This window comes from Raineyella antarctica (assembly GCF_900092135.1).
Classification (GTDB): Bacteria; Actinomycetota; Actinomycetes; order Propionibacteriales; family Propionibacteriaceae; genus Raineyella; species Raineyella antarctica.
Genome location: NZ_FMYF01000015.1, coordinates 18,592 through 41,590 on the forward strand (window position 1 = coordinate 18,592; position 22,999 = coordinate 41,590).

Here is a 22,999-nt window from a genome sequence, read left to right on the forward strand (position 1 = left end):
GCAGTTAGCTGACGCCGTCGGTCGTGCGTAATCCGGAGCGCCCGTCAACTTCTCCGTCCGATGGGTCACCTTCTTGCTCCACTAGATCAAGATCCTCCGCAACGCTGATGACGACATCGTCCGCGGAGTCGTCGGGTGCAACCCCGAAGCCGCGAACACCGTCAATGTCACCGTCGTCCAGGAGGAACGGATACTTGTCGACAAGGAAGCGCCGCCGGTAGGCGACGTTCGCTGCGTCCACCACTGACTCGAGCGTGGCGAAGTTCATGGTGGCTCCGAATCCGACACCAACGACCGGAATGAGCTTCCCCAGAGACTTCTTGGTGAACCGGATCGCCAGGCGTTCCGCGATCTTCCTCGCGATCTTGGCGATTGCCTGCTCCTCGAGCACGCGCCACGCGGCCCCTCGAACGAGAAGCTGGGAGAGCCGAACGAGGTCTACGAAGGCGGCTTGCTTCGCGGCCGTGGAAGTCGCCGTCCCGAAGTTCACCACACTCAACACGAACGTCTTCTCAAGGGGATCTTCGGGATCGTGGCCGTAGGCAAGCGCAACCTGCCCCACTGCTCTGGATGCTAGGCCGATAAGAACTGCGATGTCGGCAGTGATTGCAGATGCGACGACTGCACCACCGGGGACAGTGCCGACTCCTGTGCCGACACCGACCTCGCCGCCGGTCATGGCGAGCGCAGCACCAGCACCCGATGCGGCGCCAATGCTGGCGTACACCAAGTCCGTGTTACGTCCACGCACTCGGTCGATCAGTTCAAGGTCGAGACCACGTAGCTCATGGAAGGCAGTAACAGCATGTCCCTTCCGCTGGTGGGTTCTAACCACTCTTTCCGGAGTCAATCCGATGCGGCTAACTCGGACTACTGACTTCCCAGCTGCTCGGGCTCCGTCCGTTAGCCAGTCCACGGGGATGCTCTCGACGACTCTGCCGGCGGCATCGGCAGCTTTCCCTGCGCCATCCTTAGCCCCCTGAGGAACGATCTCGCCAATCTTCTTCGTCACAGAGGTGCCAAACCGGCCGATTCGCTTGGCCGGGTCCGACTGCCGGACTCCGTCGTAGGCGCGGGTCATGCCGTCGCTGACGGCCTGTGCCGCCCGCCTCGTCGGTTTCGCTTGGCCATTGATCAAGTCACCCCAGGCCTGCTGCTCATATGAGGATGGTTGGGAGCCCGAGCCCTGGGTCTTGGTCGTCATGCAAACACCCTACTGAAAGCGTCTTTCCCGTGGCGTCGATGGTCGATTCCTGACCTGAGTTGGCCGTTTAGCCGATGCGTTCCCAGGTTCCGCAGTCTTCGGTTTTGAAGGCGATGTCGGTGGGGTGGATGGTGACGACGATGGGGCCGGCGTCGTAGCCCTCTTCGATGCGGGCGTCGTAGGCGCCGGTGAGGTTGCTGAGTCGGTACCAGGAGCCCTTGTCCTCGGGGGTGGGGTGGGTGGTGCGGTAGGTGCCGGGTTCGATGTCGGTGCCGACCAGCCAGGTGCCGTCGCCGGGGATGGTCGTCTTGAGGGGGTGCCGCTTCCCGGTAGAAGGTGAAGCCTTGCTCGGACTTGTCGCGGCCCGACGAGGCGAACGCCCCGCGCTGCTGCTCAACTGGGCGAAGCTGTCTTCATCGCCGGCATCGTCACGACGGTGAGATGCATCGCTTCGCACGGCGGAAGCGCGGGAGCGAGAAGCGCTGGAGGAGTTCGTCGAGTTAGTCGACTTCACTGATGACGGTGACGTTGCGGCGCCATGAAGCACGTTGTCACTCGTCTGAGTTCTGCCCGCATCTCGCGTGGCTGCCTGCTGGGTGCTGCTGTGATCACCTGTCCTGGCGGTTCGTCTAAATCCGCCGGGGCCTTCCTCGATTGCCCCCTCCTTCAGCAGCTCGTCAATGGCAGCCTCGACGCGGTTGCGAATCCCAGCGCCCACGCGACGCCAGCCGAAGATTCGTGCAGCCTGGGTGACCAGATCTTCTCGGGAGATCCCGATGGCGTGGCCGATGAGCAGTTCCACCGCGCGACGGAGCTCCTCGTCTGCCACTTGCTCCACCTTGCGATTGACATCGTCGGTGGAGCGCCGTACGGCCACGGGACCTGCGTTGGTCGTTCGAAGGAATGCGCCATCGAAGGAGACATCGGCGACCTCCACGGCCTTGAGGATCGTCTCCTTGACCCGCGCGCTGATCCGTTCGATGGTGCTGTGATCGCGGACCCTTTGACAGAGGACGTCGATGTGCAAGGGGGCCTCGACCGCGGCGACCTCCTCGACGAAGCGTCGAAGACGAGGCGCATTGCGAACGTCGCGAAGCACCTCTTCGTCCACCCAGCCCACTGAGGCCTTGGAGTAGTCCTCGATCCAGTCGGGCGATTCATCCAAGGAGTGCTGGACGGTCTCGACGATCACCTGTGGGCGAGCCGGTGATGCGGATGCCGCAAGCCGACCTGTCATCGGCTTCTGGGACAACTCCTCCAGGAGCGTCCGCAGACGTTCCTTTTCCCGCTCCGGGTGTCGGTACCAGGCCGTGCCCCAGATGTGATGGAGCCGCCAGCCCAGACCCTCCAGGACCTGGTGGCGCAGACGGTCCCTGTCGCGCGCAGCCTTGCTCGAGTGGTACATGGCTCCGTCGCACTCGATGCCCAGCATGAAAGCACCCGGCTTGTCCGGATGCTTCACGCCGATGTCGATGCGATAGCCGGCGACACCCACCTGAGGCTGGACCGCGAATCCCAGGCTGGTGACGTAGGACACCACAGCGTCCTCGAACGGTGATTCCGTGTCCATGCCAGACGGTCCCAGTTCGATCTCCAGCGAGGAGGGGCCGCGTTCGGCGAAGTCGAGGTAACGTCGCAGGTGCCGCGAGCCGGCACCGGTGACCTCCCCGATATCGGAGGCGCTGATGGAGCTGACGACTTCCACCAGCTGCTTGGCTCGCGTGATGGCGACGTTCAGCCGACGTTCGCCCCCCTTCTTTCCGAGGGGGCCGAAGTTGTTGTACATCTTGCCGTTCTGGTCGCGACCGTAGCCGATGGAGAAGATGATGACGTCTCGCTCATCGCCTTGGACGGATTCGAGGTTCTTCACGAAGAAGCCGTCGACCCGGTCCTCGCCGAAGTGCTGGTCCAGATCTGGACGCTGACCGCGGGCCAGCTCGATCGCATTTTCAATGGCATCGCGTTGGGGCGTCGAGAACGCGACGACGCCGAGTGTCTTGTCCGGGCGGGTGGAGAAGTGGTGAATGACGCGTTCGGCGACGTGGCGGGCTTCGATCGGGTTGTTGCGTCCCAAGGATCGGCGGTAGACGCCATCAACCTTGATGAATCGGACGCCTGCATCCTCCGACTCGTGGAGTGCCCCGGGGAAGGTGATGAGTCGAGAATCGTAGAAGGATGCGTTGGAGTAGGCGATCAGATTCTCATGGCGACTGCGGTAGTGCCAGCGCAGGCTCAGGGGAGTGAAAGCTCCACTGGACTTCATCAGGTCCAGAATCGACTCGAAGTCGTTCGCGACGTCTTCTTCGCCGTCCTCGTCTCCGTCGTCGATCGAGGTCTGGAAGAACGCGGTAGGGGGAAGCTGCTTCTGGTCTCCGGCGGCGATCAGGGCCGATCCCCGGTAGATGCAGTTGATAGCGTCCGCCGGCAGGACCTGGCTGGCCTCGTCGAAGATGACCACATCGAACATCTGCTCCGCCGGAAGGTACTGCGACACAGCCAGGGGGCTCATCATGAAGCACGGATGCAGAGCGAGGACCACGTCCTTCGCCTGGCCGATGAGATCCCGCACAGGCATGTGCTTGCGTTTCTTCTGGGCCTCACGCTGGATGATGGCGGCTTGGCCCGCAGACGAGCGAGGTCTGCGGGCTGCCCCAGCCTCGATGATCTTGGCCACCGCAGCCCCGGCGAGATCGGCATCCAGCCTGCGGAACCGCTGGACGAGGTCGTCACGGTCGTCGCCACTCCCGGAGGCCAACCGCGGGTCACCCGCCAGCTGGGCATCGAGCCAGCTGCGATACAGCGTCGCCAGGAGGAAGTCAGGCATCGTCTGCTGCGGGAGTTCCTGCGCCTTCGCGAATGCCAATGCAGGCCCGAAGCCTGCTTCGGTGAGTTCCTGGACGGCTGCACCCAAGGAGAACCAATCGTCGATCTCGTCAACGGCAGACGTCAGGTGCTCGACGAGCTCGACCGCCGTGGACTGATCGCGTAGATCCGCGCGCAGCCAGGCCTGTCGCTCCTCGCTGAACCAGCTGACTACCCGTTCGGCATACTTCTCGAAAGACTGGAGGACGTCAGTGGCTCCGGCGAGGGGAGGCTCGCTGCGTCGCAGCGCCGTGATCTGGTCGTTCCGCAAGGCCGTACGTTCGCCCCCGGCGGCGTTCGCGGCCTCCAGGACTGCTGTCGCCCAGCGCAGCTTGTGATGCACAAGGCCGACGTCCACTCCGGCGAGTTCGGACGCTACACCTTCCAGCTGGCCGAGAGTAACGAGCCTGTGGGCAGCTTCGGTCGCGCTACGTGCCGACTGCTCGTAGGAAGAACGCGCCCTTGCGGCCTCCAGGTGTGACGCCAACGTCGCTGTCTGGCCGAGCTGGGCAGCCTGGGCAGCGACGAGATCCAGGACAGGCCGCAGTAGCTGGTCACGGTCCCGAAGTCGGGTCTCGAGCGAATGGAAGTCCTCATGGCTGCCGTCTGTAGCGGCCCAGACGCTGAGGTCGGAGTTCCACCGGCCCAGAACGCGGTCGGTTTCGTCGACGAGTACGCGGGCGGCAGCGATCGAGGTTTGGCTGTGGAGTAGACGACTGGTGGCGGAGGGGTCGAGGAACGTCCAGACCACGGTGGCGTCGGCGTTCTCCAAGCACCTCGTCACGGCATCCCAGTCGGTGGTGCGGTCGGCGGAGAACCGATGCCCGAGGATTGACTGCGCAGATGGCAGGAGCGCGTCGTAGGCCGCTTGTGCGTCGAACCACCGTCGGGCGGTGGGCAGCGCGGCCACAGCCTGCTGCCAGGTCAGGGGAGACACCTCGCTGAGCGCTGCCCGCATCGCCTTGTGGTCAGAACTGAACCTCCTGAAGAAGCCCTTGTTCTCCTCGGCGGAGGTCTCGAGTGCGGCTAGGTCGATGGTGAGGAGGTCCTCGGTGAAGCTGCCCTCGGCCACTTCTTCTGCTTCCTCCAGAGTCAGCTGGGACTGCATCGTCTGCTCCGCAATGGAGCGGGCAGACCCTCGAGACTCGGGGTCGTGGATCCACTCCGCCTCCGGAGCATCATCGGCCAGCACTGCCCGTGCGGCACTGATGAGCCGCCCCACTTCCGCTGGAGTCTGGGGTCGTCGTGCACCCAGCTGCGTCGAGAGCTCCTCCGCCAGTCGGGCCAGTTCGGTGAGACCCGAAAGGCCCTGCCTGAGTCCGTCAGCGGCGGCGATCAGGGACTGTTGTGTCGAATTGCCGGAGACGTCGGGAAGCGCCAGTAGCTCGCCCTCGAGACGAGGGATCCCGTCGCTGGGGAAGACCCGGACGGACTTCCACATCTCTCCTAGGGCCGCTCGGGCGGTCTGTTCAGCGCGGGCGCGGGTCTCTGTCGCCTGTTCGTAATCAGCGAGCGCGGCACCGACGGCAACGATCTCCGCTTGGTCGAGCCAAGGATTGACATGGAACGAGGGTTCGGCATGCCAGCGTTCGAGCAGCTGGATGGTTCGATGCAGGTCGGCGAGTGTTCCGAGCCCAAAAGTATTTCGTACCTCCGCAGAGTCATCCAGTACACCATCGAGGGTGTCCAGGGCTGTGGCCAGCTGCTGGAGTTCAAACCGCGGGTTCCTGTGATGGAGGAGCCCGTACCATGCCGCCCGCTCGCCCTGGAGTGCCATCGGCCACCGCTTGGTGAGCCGTTCGATCAGGTCCACGATTTTGGCCAAGGACGAGTCGGACACTTCGAGGACATTGGCCGCGAATGCTGGGCCCAGTGGCTGTTGCCCCAGCTGTTCGAGCCGGCCCAGGACGGCGTGGTAGCTCGACCCGAGTGGCTGCCGGATCTCGTTGACGGCCTGCACGTAGGAGGACAGTTCCTGCCGCGCCTCGCGGAGTCGGGTGAGTTCGACAGATCCCATGCCAGCTGGTGCAACGGGCATGCTGTTGAGGGCGTTGCCCAGCCTTGCTGCGATTTCCCTACGATTTGCCTTGCTGCTATGGAGTTCGAAGAGGAAGGGCTCCAATCCGCTGTGCGCCAAGCGATTCCGTACGACGTCCAGGGCCACGGCCTTCTCGGAGACGAAGAGGACGGTCTTGCCGGCTTCGATCAAGGCTCCGATGATGTTCGCGATCGTTTGGCTCTTGCCGGTTCCCGGTGGTCCGTCGAGCGTGAAGCTCCGTCCCTCGACAGCGGCCTGGATCGCGGCTCGTTGACTCGAATCTGCGTCCAGGACGAGGGGAGTCGTCTCCGGGGGTGCAACCTCGTCGATGTCGTGGTCGCCGTGCGGCTCGAAGTTGAAGGGAGAATTGTCGGCGCTGATGGATCCCGCAAGTGACTGGACCAAGGGGGATTCGGCGATGGCGTCCTCATTGTCGATCAGGTCGCGGTACATCGCCTCCTTCGCGAACTTGAAGCTGCCCAGTGCCGCGAAATCCCTCACCTGCCATCCATTGGGCCAAGCGATGCTTCGGAACAGGTCGAGGGCCGAGGCGACGCCGGCGGATTCCAGCGCGGATGCAATGTCCTCGGTCGTGGGCAGCTGAAGACCGTACTGCTGCATGACGAGGAGGGATAGGGCCGGATTCACGACGAGGTCCTCGTCGGCGGCCCTCAGGTACTTGCGTTCGCGAGCAGCAGCTGAATCCAACTCGACGGGAAGGAGAATGAGGGGACTGCGTCGAGCGTCACCCGAGGTCTCCCGCCAGCGGAGTTCTCCGAGCACCACGTACAAGGTCCTGATGCCCTTGTCGATGAGTTCGAGCTTGTAGCTCGCGTCGAGATTGCGCAAGGCACGGTCGACAGTGCGCTGGGTCGTGTTGGCGTACAGGTAGTCAGAGCTAGAGCTACCCTCCGAATCGAAGCCTCCGAGTTGGTCCAAGAGCTCCTCTTCGAGCTCGAGGCCCTCGGAACTCTCGGCCCCGCCTGAGCGCTCGGGCTCCTTGGTCCCCCGGATGAAGGTCGTGTTCGCCGAGTTGATGATCCCCAAGACTTCGTCTGTCGTGTGCTGGACGAACTCGATTGTGCGCGAGCTGCTCGGGCGGTAGTTCAGCAGCGGGTTCAGGCCGGAGAGGTTGATCAGTGCGTCGCGCCACTGCTTGATGGCAACTCGTACCGACTTCTCTGATGCACCCTGCGTATTCGACATCCGTCCCCTCATCTCTCGGACGGTTGGTAAGTCTGCCAGCTGGCTAGGGGGCGAGCGCCGAGGAGGCGGGGCGTGGACCGACCTCTGTTCACGTAGATGTGCCGGGAAGAGTCGGTCCTCCGAGTTGGAAGACTCGAGGCGGGACTTCAGTCACCTGAATGTTCGCCCGGCGGTCCGTTCGATCAGCTGCCGGAAGCGTTCCCACGTGCGCGGGTAGGCGTTCCTCCCGGAGGATTGTGAGGTGCGCATGCCGGTCGTGATGGTGACCGCCCAGATGGTGCCGTCGAGGACGCCCGGGTTGTCATACCTGCCCTTCCAGGCCAGCGGGTCGATCGCACGCAGTTCTGCCATGAAGGAGCCACGCTTAGCGGTTCCCAACTGCTTGGTCAGGGGCATCGACTCGGTACAGCCGTAGCCAGGGAGCTTTCCGGACGTCGCAGTGACAGGCGGCATGTGCGGTCATGTGGGACGGTAGACGTCGCGCCTGTGCTCGATGCGGAGGACCACGACTTCGCGCTGCGCCTCGTTGATGCGATAGAGGACGCGGTAGGTGCCGCGCCTCGCTGAATGGATGCCGCCCAGTTCCCGGCGGAGCTGCTTGCCGACGCGATGGGGATTCTCGATCAGGGCTCCGGTGAGGAACTCGACGACCGCTGCCGCTACGGACTCAGGTAACGCTGACTGGATTGCTCGGATGGCGGGCGGGGTCAGGATCAGTTCGTAACGTTCTTCGCTCACGAGCGCAAGCCGCGAACGGCATCTACTCCGCGGACGATGTCACCAGCTGCATACGCAGCATCGGCTTCGCGGATGTCTGCCAGGGCCTGTGGATCGCTGAGTACCGAGAGGGTTTCCTCGAGCTCAGCCAGGTCCTCAGGGCTGAGAATCACGGCGACGGGGCGTCCGTTGCGCGTGACTGTGACGCGTTCGTGCTGGTGCTCGACGCGGTCGATGACGTCGCTGAAGTGGTTGCGGACGTCGCGGAGAGGTTCAATGGTCATGCACACAATTGTGGCGTCTTTGAGGCGTGTGGGCAAGTGTGGTGGGGAGCGACCGGCACCACGGGGCTCACCTCCAGACGTGTCAGAGTCGGACATTTGAGTGTCACGCCACGGCGCGAAGCGTGAGGCGCAACCCGAGGGCGTTGGTCACCTTGAGAACCGTCGACCACGTCGGATTGCCCTCGGCCGAGAGTGCCTTGTAGAGGCCGTCCCGGCTCATGCCGACCCGCCGGGCGAGCTCGCTCATGTTCTGGGAGCGGGCGATGACACCCAGGGTACGGGGTAACGCCGTCGGGTCATCCGACGACTCCTCAAGAGCGATCTCCAGGTAGGCCGAGACGTCCTCGATGCTGTCGAGGTAGTCGGCCACATCGAACGGCGTGTACTTCTCACTCTTCTTCGTCATCGTCATCCTCCTCCTCGGAGCGCCACTCGTCGGCGAAGTGGTGCGCCCTCTCGATGTCTGCTTGCCGGGTCGGCTGTCGCCGCCGCACAGCAGGAGGATCAGGCGTTGACCCTCGTTCAGGTAGTAGATCCGGTAACCCGGCCCGTAGGTCGACCACAGTTCGGAGACGCCTTGGGGCCGAGGGGGTTTCACGTCGCCGGGGTGGCCATGGGTGAGCCGATCAATCCGCTCCAGGATTCGGAGTCTGGCTTGCCGATCCTTCAGTTTCCTCAGCCATCGGTCGAAATCGTCGGTTGTGAGGACTTCGACGACCTTGTGTCGACTATAGCTGACACCTGCTGGTGCTCAAGCACCACTGACAGAACGCGGCTCGAGGGAACCCTGGACCGGAGAGTGTCGAGAAGTCCGACCCGGGCAGTGTCGCGCACGAGCAGCGTCACGACCTCGCGGCCCACCGGCTTGCCTTTGGACGCTGGAGGTGAAGTCGGCACCCGTCAGCTGTCCGAGGTCGATGAGCGGTGGTTTCACCACTTCGAGGAGGGACAACATGCCTGGGTGCTGGTCGCGACTCCCTGCGTGCCTGGGGCGGACCGGGGTAGTTCACCTGTGGGTGACCAGCTCCAGAAGTCGGTCAGTTGCTTGACCAGTACCGATACATCGGAGTCGTTGGGTTCGTCCGCGATCGATTTGCTTTTCCCGTACCACGCCAGTCTGGACCCCATCGGCAGACCTGCGAGTGGTTCGACGACGTCGGCGCCCGCGGCAAGCAACCCGTCGCGGATAGCGTCCGCGTACGCCGAGCCGGCGTGGATTTCGATAGTGCGGCCCTGTAAATCGCCGGCCACGCGGTTGAGGTCGACGATCACCTGTCGGCCCCAGGCCAGACGGTAGTCACGGGAGGTCTTGCTGAGCTGCCGGTCGTACGGCTCGAGGATGGTATCGGGAGCGACCAGGCCATGCTCCGCCGAGAGGATGAACCAAAGAACGCCCAGATGCTCGGCGTACTCCCGCTCCTTGCGGAACAGCGCCGAGATGTAGAGGTCCTTCGCCGGAGCCGGCAAAGGCAGCTTGCTCTTGACGCATCCGACAAGAACGAGGTCAGGCCGCTTCTCGCCGCTGACCCGTGACGGCTGAGGGCCTCCCTGGGGAGGCGCGACCCTGCGCGCCAGCTCGGCAGGAGGCGTGTCCGCGATCCTCACGAAGGTCACCGACTCGCCGACTCGTACGTCAACGGTGGTGAAGCCAGGCCATCCGCCCCGAGCGCCCTTCCAGTACGCGCTGTACTCGTAGGCAGAGCGAGGAAGGCCGCCGACGAGCTTGTCCAGGTCAGACCATGCGTATGTCACGGAGGTCGTAACGTCGTCGAGAGCCCTTCGTAGGGGAGTCCAATCAGCCACGTGATCAGTCTTGACCAATGAGCAGATCGTACGGAGCTGAAACAGGACATCTCCTGACCCGCCAGCCGTTTCGTCACCTGAACGTGCGCCCGGCAGTCCGTTCCATCAGCTGCCTGAAGCATTCCCACATGCGCGGTTAGGCGTTGTTCCCGAAACGTCGTGAGGTGCGGATGCCGGTCGTCATGGTGCCCGCCCAGATCGTGGAGTCGAGGAGCCTGGGCTATGGCGAGGTGGAGTCCAGCCGGCGGATAGCTGGCCTCGAAGCTTCCCACCCGCTGCTTGCACACTGCTAGCATGAAGTCATGACGACCCTCTACATCCGTGATGTCTCCGATGAAGTGGCCGCCATTCTGAAGGAACGTGCGGCGGCCGAGGGGAAGTCGCTGTCGGCGTACGTCCCCGCCGAGCTGGCCAGGATCGCCGCCCGGCCGACGAACGACCAGATCATCGCTCGTCTGAAGGCCCGGGACCGCTCGAGCGGACCGACCTCGGACGAGATCGTCGCAGCCGTACGGGCCGGCCGCCGGTGATCGTGATCGACGCCTCGGCCATGGTCGAGGCTCTTGTCGGCCGCGGGGTGAGCGACGCGTTGCTCGATGCCCTGGGCGACGAGATCCATGCTCCGTGCTTGCTTGACGTGGAGGTGCTCTCGGTGCTCCGAGGCCTGCTGCTGGGGGGACGGATCGACTCGGCCGCAGCAGAGGAAGCTCGGCACGATCACTTCGCGTTCTCCCTGACCCGCCACGAGATCGAACCGCTGGCGGACCGCATCTGGCAGCTGAGCCATCAGTACACGAGCCATGACGCCTCCTCTATCGCGTTGGCCGAAGCCCTGGAGGTGCCGCTCTACACGTGCGATGCGAAACTCGACAGCGGCGGCCACGAGGCGCAGGTGGTCGTTGTCGATCGGGTGAGCTGAGAGGGTGACTGCCATGACCGAGTCGGGATCCGTGCGTTACATCGGCATCGTGGGCCCCGGCCAGGACGTCTCCCCGGCCCTGCTGGCCCAGGCCCACCAGGTCGGCCGGCTCGTCGCCGCTCGCGGAGCCGTCGTGCTCACCGGCGGCCTCGGCGGCGTGATGGAGGCCGCGAGCCGCGGAGCGTTCGAGGCCGGGGGCACAACGGTGGGGCTGCTGCCTGGCTCCGACCGGAGCGCCGCCAACCTCTACCTGACCGTCGCCCTGCCCACCGGGCTGGGGGAGATGCGCAACGCACTGCTGGTGCGCAGCTGTGACGCCGTGATCGCGGTCGGCTGCAGCTGGGGCACGCTCAGCGAGATCGCCCTGGCCGTACGGACGGGCGTGCCGGTGGTGACGATCGAGTGCTGGGACCTGCCCGAGGACGGACCCGTGCGCGTCGCCGACGCCGTGGCGGCGGTCAAGGCGGTGCTCGGCGGTGAGTGAAGCCCTGCGGATCGGCACCTGGAACCTCGACAGTCGCTGCCAGCCGGCGCACGTCGACTTCCTGCTCAACCTGGACTGCGACGTTCTGCTGCTGACCGAGGTCTCGCCCCGGCTCGAGGTGCCCGGCTACGACAAGGTCCTGACCGCGGAGGTGATGGTCCGGGGCCAGCACTGGGCCGGGGTGTTCTCACGGCTGCCCCTGGAACCGTTGCCCGAGCCTCATCCGGCCAGTGCGGCCGCCCGGATCGACGGGCAGGTGTTCTGCTCTTCCGTCCTGCCGTGGAGGGGCTGCGGGTCGGATGAGCCGTGGGGGAGCGGGACGCATGCCGTCGACGCGTAGCGGCTACCTGCAAGCGAAGCAGATGGTGGGCGCACAGCCGGACTCCCGCGGGGAACCCACGGCTGTCAGTTCCTCCGGCCCGCTCAGCTGTTGACCAGATGTGGCCAGGCGGTCGCGAAGTACTCCACGAAGGACTCGCCCAGCATCTCGGCGCACAGGTGATCCTTCGTGACTGGGAAGGCCGGTGCCTGGTAGTCGGCGTCGGCCATCGCCCGGTGGGCGAACGCTACCTTCTCGTGGCCTCCATCAACCGCGCTCCGCGCATGGCCGACGTCGTCCTCGTCCTCGGCGGCGCAGGGCGAACGGCTGACCAACGCGTACGATCGGCGGGTGGCCCCCAGCGCTGACCTCCATGACACCCTGCAGGACCTTTCGGAACTGCTGGGACGCCGCCTGGTCCTGACCGACGAGCGGCTCCGTGTGGTGGGTTACTCGATCCACGAGACCGAGGCCGACCGGGTCCGGCTGTCCACCGTCCTCGCGCACAGCGATGCGTGGCAGGTCCCCCCTGCAGGGACCGAACAGGTCCGCGACCTCCCCGGCCACGGCACTATTCGGCTCCTCCCGCTGCGCGACAACCGGCAGCAGGTCGGGTTCCTGCTGGTCCCGTGCGCGCCCGACGAGGCCGACCTGCCCGAGGCGGCGCGCGAGATCCTTGCCCAGCACACCCCCACGCTGGGCATGCTGCTGTCCCTCCGCTCCCTCTACGCCGAGCGTGACCACCATCGGATGTCGGGCCTTCTGCGCGACCTGGTGGGGGACACCGAGGCGGCCCGCCGTACGGCCGCGGAATCCTTCCTGCGCGAGGGAATGTTGGGCGCCTCCCGGAACTACTCCGCCGTCGCCCTCGGTTGCGACGCAGAACTGGGCGCATTGCCCGATCCGGACGCGACGGTCGAGCTCGCCGTCGAGTCGGTGATCGAGTTCGTCGCGCGCACCTCCACAGCCTCGCTCGTCGGGGCAGTACTCGAGGATGGTGTCGGTGTACTGGTCTTCCCCCGTGCGGTCGTGGCGGAGCGCCTCGAGCGTCTCCTCGACCGCACGGAACTCGCCACGATACGTGCCGGCATCGGTCCCCTCGTCGGCGACCTCGACCGGGTCGCCGATTCGTTCCGGCGGGCCCGGGACGCCTTGCGGGTCAACACTGCCACCCGCTCACCGGTCCACGTCTCCGTCTGGGACTCCCTCGGGATCGATCGGGTGCTGGTGCGCCTGCCGCTGGCCGCGCTCGGACCGGACGACCTGCCGGTGCAGGTCCGTCGTCTCCTGGCCGCCGGACTGGGGGAGGAGCTCCTTGGCACAGTGGAGGCCTACCTCGACTGCGGCGGTGACGTCGCCGCAACCACCGGTGCACTCCACATCCACCGCTCGACGCTCTACTACCGCCTCGGCCGGATCGGTGCGCTGGCCGGCGTGGACATCGCGGACCCGGTGCTGCGCCAGGAACTCACCATCGGCATGCGCATCGCGAGGCTGGCCGGGATCGTCTGACCTGCACGATCGTCCGACTGACCGGGCTGCTGGCCGACCCGGCGGGTCGGAAAACGGTTCGCCCCTGCCCCGTAGTGTGACCGGTGTCTCACTGTGAGGCACGCTACCGGGATGTGTTAGCCCTGGCGGCCCCCGGTTGGCCTCCGTTCCGTCCGTGAACGTGAGGCCCCGGGCGGGGATTGAACAGATGTCTGAACTTCGCACTCACGGTCCCCGTGTTTGTCTCATGACGCGACAGAGTCCGACTCCTAGTGTGGCCCTCGTCACACTCAACGAGGAGGACTGGTGAAGGACCTGCGGATCGCCATCGTGGGCGCCGGGATCGGCGGCCTGGCCCTGGCCCTCGCCCTGCGCGAGAAGGGCATCGAGTGCACCCTCTACGAGGCGGCGTCCGAGCTCCGGGAGGTCGGTGCCGCGGTCGGGCTGTCGGCGGCCTCCACGCGGTACTTCATCGACCGGCTCGGCCTGGGAGGGCCGCTGGAGGAGCGCTGGTTCGAGGTCCAGGCGCTGATCTACCGTGACGGGCGCGACGGCCGCAAGATCGCCGAGCACCGCTTCGACTACCGGGCCCGCTACGGCGCACCCTGGGTCGGCATCCACCGCGTCGACCTCCAGGTCGTCCTGACCGGCGCCGTCGGCATGGACGCGATCAAGCTCAACAAGCGCCTGGTCGACATCGACGACTCGGGCAACGAGGCCGTGCTGCACTTCACCGACGGCACCTCCGCCACCGCAGACCTGGTCATCGGCGCCGACGGCGCCCGCTCGACCGTACGCCGCCTGCTGCTCGGCTACGACGACGCCCTGTACTCCGGTGCCAGCGCCTTCCGCGGCATCGTCCCGCCCGAACAGATGCCCTCGATGCCCGATCCGGAGGCGATCCAGTTCTGGATGGGCCCCGGACGGCACTGCCTGCACTACCCGATCAACTCCGAGGGGGACCACAACTTCTTCCTGGTCGAGCGCAACCCGTCCCCCTGGCCGCACAAGGGCTGGATCGCGCCGACGAACGACGAGGAGAAGCTGGCCAGCTTCGGCGACTGGGCTCCGGCGATCGTCGAGATGGTCTCGGCCGTCTCCTCCACCGAGCGCTGGGCGCTGTTCCACCGGCCCCCGCTCAGCCGCTGGTCGAAGGGCCGCGTCACCCTGCTCGGCGATGCCGCCCACGCCATGGTGCCGCACCACGGCCAGGGCGCGAACACCTCGATCGAGGACGCCATCGTGCTCGCCGAGCAGCTCGCCGCCGGCACCGACCTCGACGCCGCCCGCGCCGAGTACGAGCGGCTGCGCCGGGGCCGGACCCGCAAGATCCAGTACGCCTCCATCACCAACGCCGACGTGCTCCACCTGCCCGACGGCCCGCGTGCCGACGAGCGCAACGCCCGGCTCGCCGATCCGTCGGCCTGGGACCGTCACCTGGACTGGATCCATGGCTTCCGTCCCGGCGAGGAGGAACCCTCCGCCATCCAGGGCGGCACGTGGCTGTGACCTGACACGTACGTCCTGCGGGCGATGGCCGACAGGCCGATCGCTCCCACCCCTCGGCCGGCGGCCGAGATGCACCAACGTCCCCCGGGTCGTACGACTCCGGCGGAGCAGAACCCAAAAGATTCAAAGGAGAATCAATGTCATTCCTGAGCGCTTCATTCCTGCGCAAGGCGGCCGTCGTCCCGGCCCTCGTCGGCGCCATGATGCTCACCGCCTGTGGCGGCGGCTCCCTCGGAGGCGGCAGCGGCGGGTCCGGAGGCACCTCCGGGTCCGTCAAGATCGGCCTCTCGGTGCCCAAGTCCGGCACCTATGCCGCCCTGGGCAAGGACATGGAGCAGGGCTTCAAGCTCTACCTCACCCAGAACGACAACAAGCTCGGCGGCAAGACCGTCCAGCTCGTGGAGACCGACGAGGGCAACGGCCCGCAGACCGGTATCCCGGCCACCGAGCGACTGGTCACCCAGGACCAGGTCTCGGCCGTGGTCGGCCTGGTCAACTCCGCCACCGCCTCGGGCCTGGCGAACACCTTCAACCAGAACAAGGTCCCGCTGATCGTGGCGAACGCCGGCAGCGACAAGCTCGTCGACACCCCCTCGGACTACATCTGGCGGACCAGCTTCACCAACGGCGGGGTCAACGCGCCGATGGGAGCGAAGGTGAAGGAGGAGATCGGCAGCGGCTCGGTCTACCTGCTCGGCTCCGACTACGCCGCCGGCAAGGAGCAGGTCGGCGGCTTCAAGAAGGCCTTCACCGCAGCGGGCGGCAAGGTCGCCGGCGAGGAGTACACCCCGCCGTTCGGCGCGACCACCGACTGGCAGCCCTACCTCAACAACGTGCGCAACTCCGGCGCCAAGGCCGTCTACGTCTTCTACGCCGGCTCGGAGGCCGTTGGCTTCGTCAAGCAGTTCAAGCAGTTCCTCGGTGGCACCGGCATCAAGCTCTACGGCTCCGGCTTCCTGACCGAGGGCTCGGTGCTCGACGCCCAGGGCGACGCCGCCAACGGAGTGCAGACCTCCCTGCACTACTCCGACCAGCTCGACAACCCGAAGAACAAGGAGTTCGTCAAGGCCTACAGCGACGCCTACAAGACCTCGCCCACCGTCTACTCCGTGCAGGCGTACGACGCGGCGAACGTCCTCGCGGAGGCCCTGAAGAAGGCCGACGGCACCACGGGCGAGGCCATCGGGGCAGCCATCGGCAAGGTCGGCCAGATCGACTCCCCGCGCGGCACCTGGTCCTTCAACGCCCAGCACGACCCCGACCAGAAGTACTACCTGCGTGAGGTGCGGGTCGTCGACGGCAAGCGGGTCAACGCAGTCGTCGAAGAACTGAAGGCGGGCTGATCCAGCCATGGACTGGTTCGTCGCGAACTCCGTGACCATGGTGAACGGCATCGCGCTCGGCGCGGTGCTGTTCATCGTGGCGATCGGACTGTCGCTGGTCTTCGGGACCATGGACGTGCTCAACCTCGCGCACGGCTCGATCGCGTTGATCGGGGCGTACGTCGGGGTGGCCGTCCTCGGTGGGGGCGCCTCCAGCGCCCTCTCCTTCGCAGCCGTGCTGGTCGCGGCACTGGTCGGCCTGCTGGCGGGTGTGCTGCTGGCGGTGCTCACCACCTCGGTCAGGGACCACCTCCGACAGGCGATGCTCACCCTGGGGGTGGCGATGATCGTCGGCGACCTGCTGCTGATGGTCTTCGGCGGCGATGTGAAGACGGTGCCGCCGCCGCCCGCGCTGGCCGGCAGCGTGCCGTTCCTGGGCGCGCCCTATCCCGTCTACCGGCTCGTGCTGATCGGCGTCGGACTGGTGGTCGGCATCGGCCTGTGGCTGCTGCTGGAGAAGACCACCATCGGTGCGGTCGTCCGGGCCACGGTCAACGACCGAGGCATGGTCGAGGCGATCGGGGTGCGTACGCGACTGGTGCTGGCGGGCGTCTTCGGTGGCGGCGCAGCCCTCGCCGCCGTCGGTGGCCTGATCGCGTCCCCGCTGATGGGCGCCCAGCCGGGCAACGACAACCTCATGCTGGTGTACGCGCTGGTCATCGTCGTGATCGGCGGCCTCGGGTCACTGAAGGGCGCGGCCGTCGGCGCCCTGCTGGTCGGCGAGGTCCAGACCGTCGGCGTTGCGCTGCTGTCGGGCTACGCGTCGTTCCTCATGTTCGCCGTCATGGCGGCGATCCTGCTGATCAAGCCGGCCGGCCTGCTGCCGTCCAAGCACGGACACGGAGGTGGCCACTGATGTCCACCATCAACAACGAGAAGACGACCGTCGACCCCGGCACGAAGACCCCCGCTCCGCGCCACGCGGTCAGGGGCGGCGGACGACGGCGCTGGCTGGGGCTGCTGCTGGCCGTGGTGGCCCTGCTGGTGCTGGCGTCGGTGCCGTTGTGGCTGTCGCCCTATCCGGTGACGATGCTGTCGCGCATCCTCGCCTTCGCCCTGCTGGTGGTCAGCGTGGACCTGCTCACCGGCTACACCGGCCTGCCCACCCTCGGCCAGGTCGCGTACTTCGGTGCCGGCGCGTACGCCGCGGGTCTGACCGGCATCTACCTGACCACCAATGCCTTCGTGCAAATGGTGGTCGGGACACTGGTGGCCGCGGCACTCGCCCTGGTCACCGGCATCGTGGCCGTACGCACCAAGGGCTTCGTGTTCCTGATGGTGACACTGGCCATCACGGAACTCGCGCACAAGCAGGCGGAGGCGATGGCCCTCACCGGCGGCTCCAACGGGCTCTCCGGCATCCCCGGGATCTCGATCCTGCCCGGTGGCGAACCGATCGCGCTGGTCGGCTACCTGTACTGGTGGGTGCTGTTCGTGTTCGCCCTCGGCGTGGCGCTGTCGGTCATCCTGGTCAGGTCCCCGATGGGTCGCTCCATGCGGGGCATCAGGGACGGCGAGGAGCGGATGCGGGCCATCGGCCGGCGTACGTTCATGGTGAAGCTGGTGGCGTTCACCTTCGCAGGGTCACTCGCCGGCATGGCCGGAACGGCCTGGACCGCCCAGGCGCGGTTCGTCTCCCCGGGCGACATGGCGTTCGCGCTGGCCGCGATCGCGCTGCTGTCGGTGGTGTTCGGCGGTGCCGGGACCATTTGGGGCCCGATCGTCGCTGCGGCGATCGTCATCCTGATCCGAGACGAGATCGGCGCGATCGCCGACGGTCGCGGCGGCATGATCCTGGGCTTCGTGTTCGTGCTCGCGGTGTTCCTCCTGCCGCGCGGCATTGCCGGGCTCAGCCGCAGGCGGGCCGCTGCTGTGGGCCCCACCCCGATCGCCGGAGAAGGAGATGAGCTCTGATGTCCGAGGCACTGCTGAAGCTCGAGGGCGTGAGCCTGCACTACGGGTCACTGAAGGCTGTCGATGACGTCAGCTTCGAGGTGGAGCGAGGGGCGCGGCACGCGCTCATCGGTCCCAACGGGGCGGGCAAGTCGACGCTCTTCTCGGTGATCGGCGGGGCTCGCAAGGCCACCGCAGGGACGATCACCTTCAACGGGCAGGACATCACCGCGGAGTCCGAGTCGACCAGGGCCCGTGCCGGTCTGGTGCGTACGTTCCAGCACTCCAGCCTGTTCCTCAACATGTCGGTGCTGGACAACGTTGCGCTGGCCGTGGAGGGCTTCGAGGGTAGGCCCTGGCGGTTCTTCCCGAGCCCGCGTGCCGACCGGAAGATCCGCGAACGCACCATGGAGCACCTCACCAACGTCGGCCTGGCCGATCGGGCGGGTGAGCTGTGCGGCAACCTGTCGCACGGCGAGCGCCGCCAGCTGGAGGTCGGCATGGTGCTGGCCTGCAATCCGACGATGGTGCTCTTCGACGAGCCGGCCGCGGGCATGTCGGCGGCGGAGACCCATCGGTTCATGGATCTGATCGAGAGCCTGCCGGCCGACGTCACGGTCCTGATCGTCGAGCACGACCTCGACCTGGTGTTCCGACTGGCCCAGTCGGTGAGCGTCCTGGCCGCCGGGCGCCTGATCGCCCACGGCAGTCCCGCCGAGGTACGGGAGGACGAGGCCGTCAAAGTCGCCTATCTCGGTGAGTCCGAGGGTGCGGAGCCGCTGTTCTACTCGGGAGGTAGCGATGTTGCTTGAGGTCAAGGACCTGGTCGCCGGCTATGACGGCAGCCGGGTGCTCAACGGGGTCAATCTGAGCCTCGACACCGGCGAATCGGTGGCGGTGCTCGGACGCAACGGGGTCGGCAAGACCACCCTGATGGAGTCGATCATGGGGCTGGTCCGGCCGAGCTCGGGGCAGGTGCTGATCAACGGCATCGACCTGGCCCGCAAGCCGCCCAGCGCCTTGGCCAAGGCCGGCGTCGGCATCGTTCCGCAAGGCCGACGGGTGTTCGCCTCGCTGACCGTCGAGGAGCACCTGCTGATCTCCGCCCGCAAGCGTGGGGAGTGGACGGTGAAGTCGGTGATGGAGTTGATGCCGCGGTTGGGGGAGCGGAGGACGAACCTGGGTTCCCAGTTGTCCGGCGGTGAGCAGCAGATGCTGGCGATCGGCCGTGCCCTGGTCGGGAACCCCAAGCTGCTGGTCCTCGACGAGCCCTCCGACGGCCTCGCCCCGGCGGTGGTGGGACAGGTCGGCGACGTCCTGACCCGGCTGAGGTCGACCGGACTGGCGGTTCTCATCGTCGAGCAGGACCTCAGGCTGGCGTTCGACGTCGCGGAGCGCGTGCTGGTGATGCAGAAGGGCGAGATCGTCCACAGCAGCAGCACCGCCGAATTCCGCGCCGACGGAAAGCGCGCACACGCGTTGCTCGGCGTCGGCTGACAGCTGCGGGGTCGCATCCCACGGGCTCAGGTCCGCGGGCTGACGTTCCCGCGGTCACCAGGACCGGTGGGTCCCTGCTGGAGGCGCTGCCGGTAGGGGCCCACCTCTCGTGTGCCCCGTTGTATACCGCGGACCGATCGTGTCCTGCTCACCCCCTCGTGTACCGAGGAGCGGGAGCGTGGGGGGACGCTGGAGCGCCTGTCGTTCAGGACCTGAGCCCCAGCCGGTACCACTGCGGAGACGTACGGTTCATCGGCCAGCCCGGACCCTTCGTCTGGGCCGGTTCCACGGACAGCAGCGTCCAGGCCGTGAAGGCGGGGGCCTCGACGTCGGCCTGCGAGGCGGAGCCGACCCTGGCGAAAACGCGCGTACATCGCTCCCATCAAGCGGGCGAGCTGGGCCAGCAGGTCGACAACCATGCGCCAACATCGGCGGGCCCGCAGTTGCCTCCGGATCACCCCGTACCAGCCGCTTCGGTTCCGGTCAGCCGCTACCTGCCGACACGTAGCGGCTGACTGGAAGCGACGCGGCTCGGGGTCACGCAGCCGTCGTTCCTGGCCCGAACAGGGCGGAGGACCGTCGCGGTCAGGGCAGCCCGGCCTTGTCGAACTCCTGCTGCAGCCGTGTACGTCGTCGGTGAGTGGCGCGCAGTTCGGCGATGAGCTGGTCCACCTCGGCACTTTGGTCGGTCTTGCGAGCAAGGGTGCGCATCTTCGCCAGCCGTCGAGCCGCGGCGCGGTAGCGCCTGGCGTCAGCGACCTCGAGGTCCGCCACGAGCAGTGCGGTGTGCACCGGCAGGGTGGCGAGCGGGTCCACCTTTTCGTACGCGGAGGCGAGCTCGTCCCAGAGGTAGGCATCGCCCAGACCGAGCGAATGGGCCAGCGTCCAGGCCAGACGGACGTCCTTCAGGGCGTGCAGGGCGAACCCGACGGCCTCGCTGGGCTGCTGCGCCAGGCCGGCCATGATCGCGTCGCGGTGCTCGGGCCAGGCATCGCCGGCCGCCTTGTGTACGGCGCCCGCGTGGCCGGCGGTTGGCCAGCGCCGGAACACCTCCAGCCGCGCAGCCAACTCCTCCTGCGGGCGGTGGTCGGCCAACAGGGCGCACCAGTACGCGGCGGCGTCGACCGACTGGTGACCCCGATCGAAGTCCGCGCCCTGGCGGGCCCAGTCGATCGCCAGGTCGTACTCGCCGATCTCGGCGAGGGCTTCGGCGGTGTCCGTGAACCAAGCGGCGACCTTGCGGTCACGGGCGTGGGTGGCGATGATCGCCGGAACATCGCGGTCCCAGACCGCGAGCCGTTGCGCGTTCCAGGCCAGCGTGAACCGGATGTGTCGCTCGTTGATCCGACGTTCCCAGCTCTCCGGGTGGGCGGTGCGCTGGCCCCGGAGGCCGGCCTCCTCCTCGTCGCTCAGCTCCGGGCCCAGGGTGTCGGCGATCTCGGCCAGCTTCTCCCGGTACCGCGCCAGTCCCCTCCCGCCGAGCGCCGGGGCGTACGCGACCGGGTCGATGGTGAAGTAGTCCACTTCCTGGACGAACTGGAAGTTGATCATCCAGTTGATGATCTTGGTCGCCGCGGGTTGCGCGGCCCTGACCAGTTCGGCGTGCAGGTCGAGCAGGTCCCGGATGGCGTCGCCGATGATGCCGCTGGAGTCATCGGCTCGCCAGATCACCCGCAGCGCACTCGCGATCGCCCGCTGCGTCACCCCGAGCACCTCGTCGGCGGGCTCGTCCCGGGCGGCCTGCCGGAGCATGGCCACGGCCTCGTGCAGCTGGCGCCCGTACGCATTGGAGGCGCTCCAGCGGTGCAGGTCGGCGCGCGTACGGACCAGCGGCAGCACGGCATCGGCTAGAGAGGACAACGGAACCTCCGAGGGAAGAAGCAGGACGGCGTCGAGGTGATGATGTCAGAGGTTGGTCCCAGTAGTGCCAGTGGACCGGTCGGCCCGGACGAATACGGCCAGGTGGAGCAGGGCGGGCGGTTCGGAGGCTGTGTCGGCGCTCGGCCAGCGGGCCGAGATGGTGATCGGCGAGGTCCAGGATCAGGTCCGGGTCCACGCCGAAGTACTCATGGAAGACGATGTTCGCAGTCCCGCGATCGGGGCCCCCGTTCAGGTAGAGATCCTGTGGCGTCCGGGCCACAGGATCTCTACCTGGGAGCCATTTCCGCCGGATGGCGAGCGCGCTGACATCCGATCGGGAAGGGATCGCACCCTACTCACCGGACCCGCCAGAGCTGTCCTTTGGCTGCTTCCGAGAAGCGGCTGACCCCGCAACGGGAAAGTAGGCGAATCAGTTCGTGGATCGTGATCGCTGGGTTGCGAGTGACGAGCGACTGCTCCTGCAGCACACGCATAGTGCGTTCGGGGTCCAGGTCAAGCTGGTTCAAGAGGAACTCGTCAGGATGCTGGATTTCGATATCGAGGTCGTCCAGGATTGCTGATGGGAAGTCCTTCAGATTGAAGGTGACGATGATGTCTGCGCGCCCCCGCTGGGCGGCCGCGACCACATGTCGATCATCGATGTCGGGCAAGTCGATTCCGGCCAAGAGCGGCTCCCATCCCGTCACGCAGGCGTCGTCGAATGCTGTGCGCATGACTTCGGCGCGTCGTCGGGCTCGCCCGTCGGCCAGGTCGGGATGTACCTCCTCCACGGCCGCCACCATTTCGTCGAGGATGGTGCTGCTCCAGAGCGGACGGTAGAGGCCTGCTTCTGCCAAGCGCAAGAAGGTGTCTGCCAAGGCGATGGGCACCAGGACGCATGCGTCGAGAAGCGCGCTGAATCGAGTCAATGAGCTTCCTTCGGACGGCGCTTACGCGCGGCCTTCAGTGCTGCGGCGTAGTCGACATCCGACTGATACAGACCAGCCTCGGCAGCTTCGTGCGTGAGGTCGTCGAGTGCTTTGCGTCGTGTGGTGCGGCGGCGATCCTTGTAGGCAAGGAGGTCCTGGAGCCGTACGCGACGGTGGCGACCCGCCCCGGGTTGCTCGAAATCGATCTCGCCGGACTCGAGGAGCTTCACGAGCGTCGGGCGGCTGATGCCCAGGAAGTCAGCTGCTTCCTGAGTTGTGAGAATCTGGTCGACAGGGGCGACGGTGATGGCCTTGCCCTGCCGCATCGCGGACACCACGGACTCCAAGACGCTGAAGACCTCGAGCGGAAGCGGGACCGTCTGCCCGTCGGGACCCAGGAGGGCAGCCGGCTCGGGCATGTGGTCGAGGAAGCGTGACAGGTCCAGCATGGCCTCCAGGTCCTGGGGCGGCAGCACCGTCTGATCGTGCGTTTGCGTACCCATGCCCCCAGACTAGCGCTGAATCGAAAGAATCGAAAGGGTGTGGTTCCGGGTTCCTGGTGCAGTTTGTGTCGCTGTGCTGTGGTTGTCGCATTTCCTCCC

Annotated in this window: 22 protein-coding genes and 1 pseudogene; 11 read left to right on the plus strand and 12 right to left on the minus strand. The window is 66.6% G+C overall.

Annotated elements, in window-relative coordinates; translation table 11 throughout:
- Positions 1-4: 4 nt before the first annotated feature.
- The 8 genes and pseudogenes from GA0111570_RS16145 to GA0111570_RS16180 all read right to left on the minus strand — a co-directional run bounded on the left by GA0111570_RS16145 (position 5) and on the right by GA0111570_RS16180 (position 10,114).
- Complete coding sequence (locus GA0111570_RS16145; RefSeq protein WP_139283294.1) at positions 5-1,204, minus strand: EcsC family protein; 1,200 nt, start codon at positions 1,202-1,204, stop codon at positions 5-7.
- A gap of 67 nt (positions 1,205-1,271) precedes the next feature.
- Complete coding sequence (locus tag GA0111570_RS16150; protein ID WP_175557545.1) at positions 1,272-7,310, minus strand: DUF3320 domain-containing protein; 6,039 nt, start codon at positions 7,308-7,310, stop codon at positions 1,272-1,274.
- Positions 7,311-7,460: 150 nt separating this feature from the next.
- Positions 7,461-7,661, minus strand: a complete 201-nt coding sequence (locus GA0111570_RS16155) for a hypothetical protein (RefSeq protein WP_139283295.1) — start codon at positions 7,659-7,661, stop codon at positions 7,461-7,463.
- Between the two features lie 108 nt (positions 7,662-7,769).
- On the minus strand, positions 7,770-8,048 hold the full coding sequence (locus tag GA0111570_RS16160; RefSeq protein ID WP_092613628.1) for a type II toxin-antitoxin system RelE family toxin: 279 nt from the start codon (positions 8,046-8,048) through the stop codon (positions 7,770-7,772).
- On the minus strand, positions 8,045-8,311 hold the full coding sequence (locus GA0111570_RS16165) for a type II toxin-antitoxin system Phd/YefM family antitoxin (protein ID WP_092613630.1): 267 nt from the start codon (positions 8,309-8,311) through the stop codon (positions 8,045-8,047). Before GA0111570_RS16165 ends, GA0111570_RS16160 begins: the two co-directional genes overlap by 4 nt.
- Positions 8,312-8,414: 103 nt before the next feature.
- Positions 8,415-8,717, minus strand: a complete 303-nt coding sequence (locus tag GA0111570_RS16170) for an addiction module antidote protein (RefSeq protein WP_092613632.1) — start codon at positions 8,715-8,717, stop codon at positions 8,415-8,417.
- A gap of 129 nt (positions 8,718-8,846) precedes the next feature.
- A pseudogene (locus GA0111570_RS18195) lies at positions 8,847-8,990 on the minus strand (type II toxin-antitoxin system RelE/ParE family toxin); the annotation flags it as partial.
- A gap of 251 nt (positions 8,991-9,241) precedes the next feature.
- Entirely contained in the window at positions 9,242-10,114 is an 873-nt protein-coding gene (locus tag GA0111570_RS16180; protein WP_425438634.1) for a DUF6884 domain-containing protein, read from the minus strand.
- A gap of 302 nt (positions 10,115-10,416) precedes the next feature.
- On the opposite strand from GA0111570_RS16180, the gene GA0111570_RS16185 reads away from it, so the two are divergent.
- From GA0111570_RS16185 to GA0111570_RS16200, 4 genes are read left to right on the plus strand one after another with little or no spacing between them, the layout of a single operon-like run.
- Positions 10,417-10,644 carry a FitA-like ribbon-helix-helix domain-containing protein gene (locus GA0111570_RS16185; protein WP_092613636.1) on the plus strand — a complete coding sequence of 76 codons (228 nt, stop codon included), beginning with the start codon at positions 10,417-10,419 and terminating at the stop codon, positions 10,642-10,644.
- A complete protein-coding gene (locus GA0111570_RS16190; protein ID WP_092613638.1) occupies positions 10,641-11,033 on the plus strand; it encodes a type II toxin-antitoxin system VapC family toxin in 393 nt (130 codons plus the stop codon). The genes GA0111570_RS16185 and GA0111570_RS16190 overlap by 4 nt, the downstream gene beginning before the upstream one ends.
- A gap of 13 nt (positions 11,034-11,046) precedes the next feature.
- The gene (locus tag GA0111570_RS16195) at positions 11,047-11,517 is read left to right on the plus strand and encodes a TIGR00725 family protein (protein ID WP_092613640.1); all 471 of its coding nucleotides are present in this window, start codon (positions 11,047-11,049) and stop codon (positions 11,515-11,517) included.
- Positions 11,510-11,857 (plus strand): hypothetical protein, encoded by a 348-nt coding sequence (locus GA0111570_RS16200; protein ID WP_092613642.1) that lies wholly within the window; start codon positions 11,510-11,512, stop codon positions 11,855-11,857. Before GA0111570_RS16195 ends, GA0111570_RS16200 begins: the two co-directional genes overlap by 8 nt.
- Positions 11,858-11,940: 83 nt before the next feature.
- Here the strand turns inward: GA0111570_RS16200 and GA0111570_RS16205 are convergent, their stop codons facing one another.
- Positions 11,941-12,171, minus strand: coding sequence for a hypothetical protein (locus GA0111570_RS16205; protein ID WP_092613644.1), 231 nt, complete (start codon positions 12,169-12,171; stop codon positions 11,941-11,943).
- A 16-nt stretch (positions 12,172-12,187) separates the two neighbouring features.
- Between GA0111570_RS16205 and GA0111570_RS16210 the strand changes: the two genes are divergently transcribed.
- The 7 genes from GA0111570_RS16210 to GA0111570_RS16240 all read left to right on the plus strand — a co-directional run bounded on the left by GA0111570_RS16210 (position 12,188) and on the right by GA0111570_RS16240 (position 19,608).
- Positions 12,188-13,348: a PucR family transcriptional regulator gene (locus GA0111570_RS16210; protein ID WP_092613646.1), complete on the plus strand. Its 1,161-nt coding sequence runs from the start codon at positions 12,188-12,190 to the stop codon at positions 13,346-13,348.
- Positions 13,349-13,633: 285 nt separating this feature from the next.
- Positions 13,634-14,836, plus strand: coding sequence for an FAD-dependent monooxygenase (locus GA0111570_RS16215; protein ID WP_092613649.1), 1,203 nt, complete (start codon positions 13,634-13,636; stop codon positions 14,834-14,836).
- A gap of 137 nt (positions 14,837-14,973) precedes the next feature.
- On the plus strand, positions 14,974-16,179 hold the full coding sequence (locus tag GA0111570_RS16220; protein WP_092613651.1) for an ABC transporter substrate-binding protein: 1,206 nt from the start codon (positions 14,974-14,976) through the stop codon (positions 16,177-16,179).
- A gap of 7 nt (positions 16,180-16,186) precedes the next feature.
- Entirely contained in the window at positions 16,187-17,074 is an 888-nt protein-coding gene (locus GA0111570_RS16225; RefSeq protein ID WP_092613653.1) for a branched-chain amino acid ABC transporter permease, read from the plus strand.
- Positions 17,074-18,132 carry a branched-chain amino acid ABC transporter permease gene (locus GA0111570_RS16230; protein WP_092613655.1) on the plus strand — a complete coding sequence of 353 codons (1,059 nt, stop codon included), beginning with the start codon at positions 17,074-17,076 and terminating at the stop codon, positions 18,130-18,132. Before GA0111570_RS16225 ends, GA0111570_RS16230 begins: the two co-directional genes overlap by 1 nt.
- Positions 18,132-18,923, plus strand: a complete 792-nt coding sequence (locus GA0111570_RS16235) for an ABC transporter ATP-binding protein (RefSeq protein WP_092613657.1) — start codon at positions 18,132-18,134, stop codon at positions 18,921-18,923. Before GA0111570_RS16230 ends, GA0111570_RS16235 begins: the two co-directional genes overlap by 1 nt.
- A complete protein-coding gene (locus GA0111570_RS16240; protein WP_092613659.1) occupies positions 18,913-19,608 on the plus strand; it encodes an ABC transporter ATP-binding protein in 696 nt (231 codons plus the stop codon). Before GA0111570_RS16235 ends, GA0111570_RS16240 begins: the two co-directional genes overlap by 11 nt.
- Before the next feature lie 585 nt (positions 19,609-20,193).
- Here GA0111570_RS16240 and GA0111570_RS16250 read toward each other — a convergent pair.
- The 3 genes from GA0111570_RS16250 to GA0111570_RS16260 form a co-directional block, all read right to left on the minus strand.
- On the minus strand, positions 20,194-21,468 hold the full coding sequence (locus GA0111570_RS16250) for a DUF6880 family protein (RefSeq protein WP_245703260.1): 1,275 nt from the start codon (positions 21,466-21,468) through the stop codon (positions 20,194-20,196).
- Between the two features lie 356 nt (positions 21,469-21,824).
- The gene (locus GA0111570_RS16255; RefSeq protein WP_092613661.1) at positions 21,825-22,397 is read right to left on the minus strand and encodes a PIN domain-containing protein; all 573 of its coding nucleotides are present in this window, start codon (positions 22,395-22,397) and stop codon (positions 21,825-21,827) included.
- Entirely contained in the window at positions 22,394-22,900 is a 507-nt protein-coding gene (locus GA0111570_RS16260; RefSeq protein ID WP_217634232.1) for a helix-turn-helix domain-containing protein, read from the minus strand. Before GA0111570_RS16260 ends, GA0111570_RS16255 begins: the two co-directional genes overlap by 4 nt.
- Positions 22,901-22,999 lie beyond the last annotated feature (99 nt).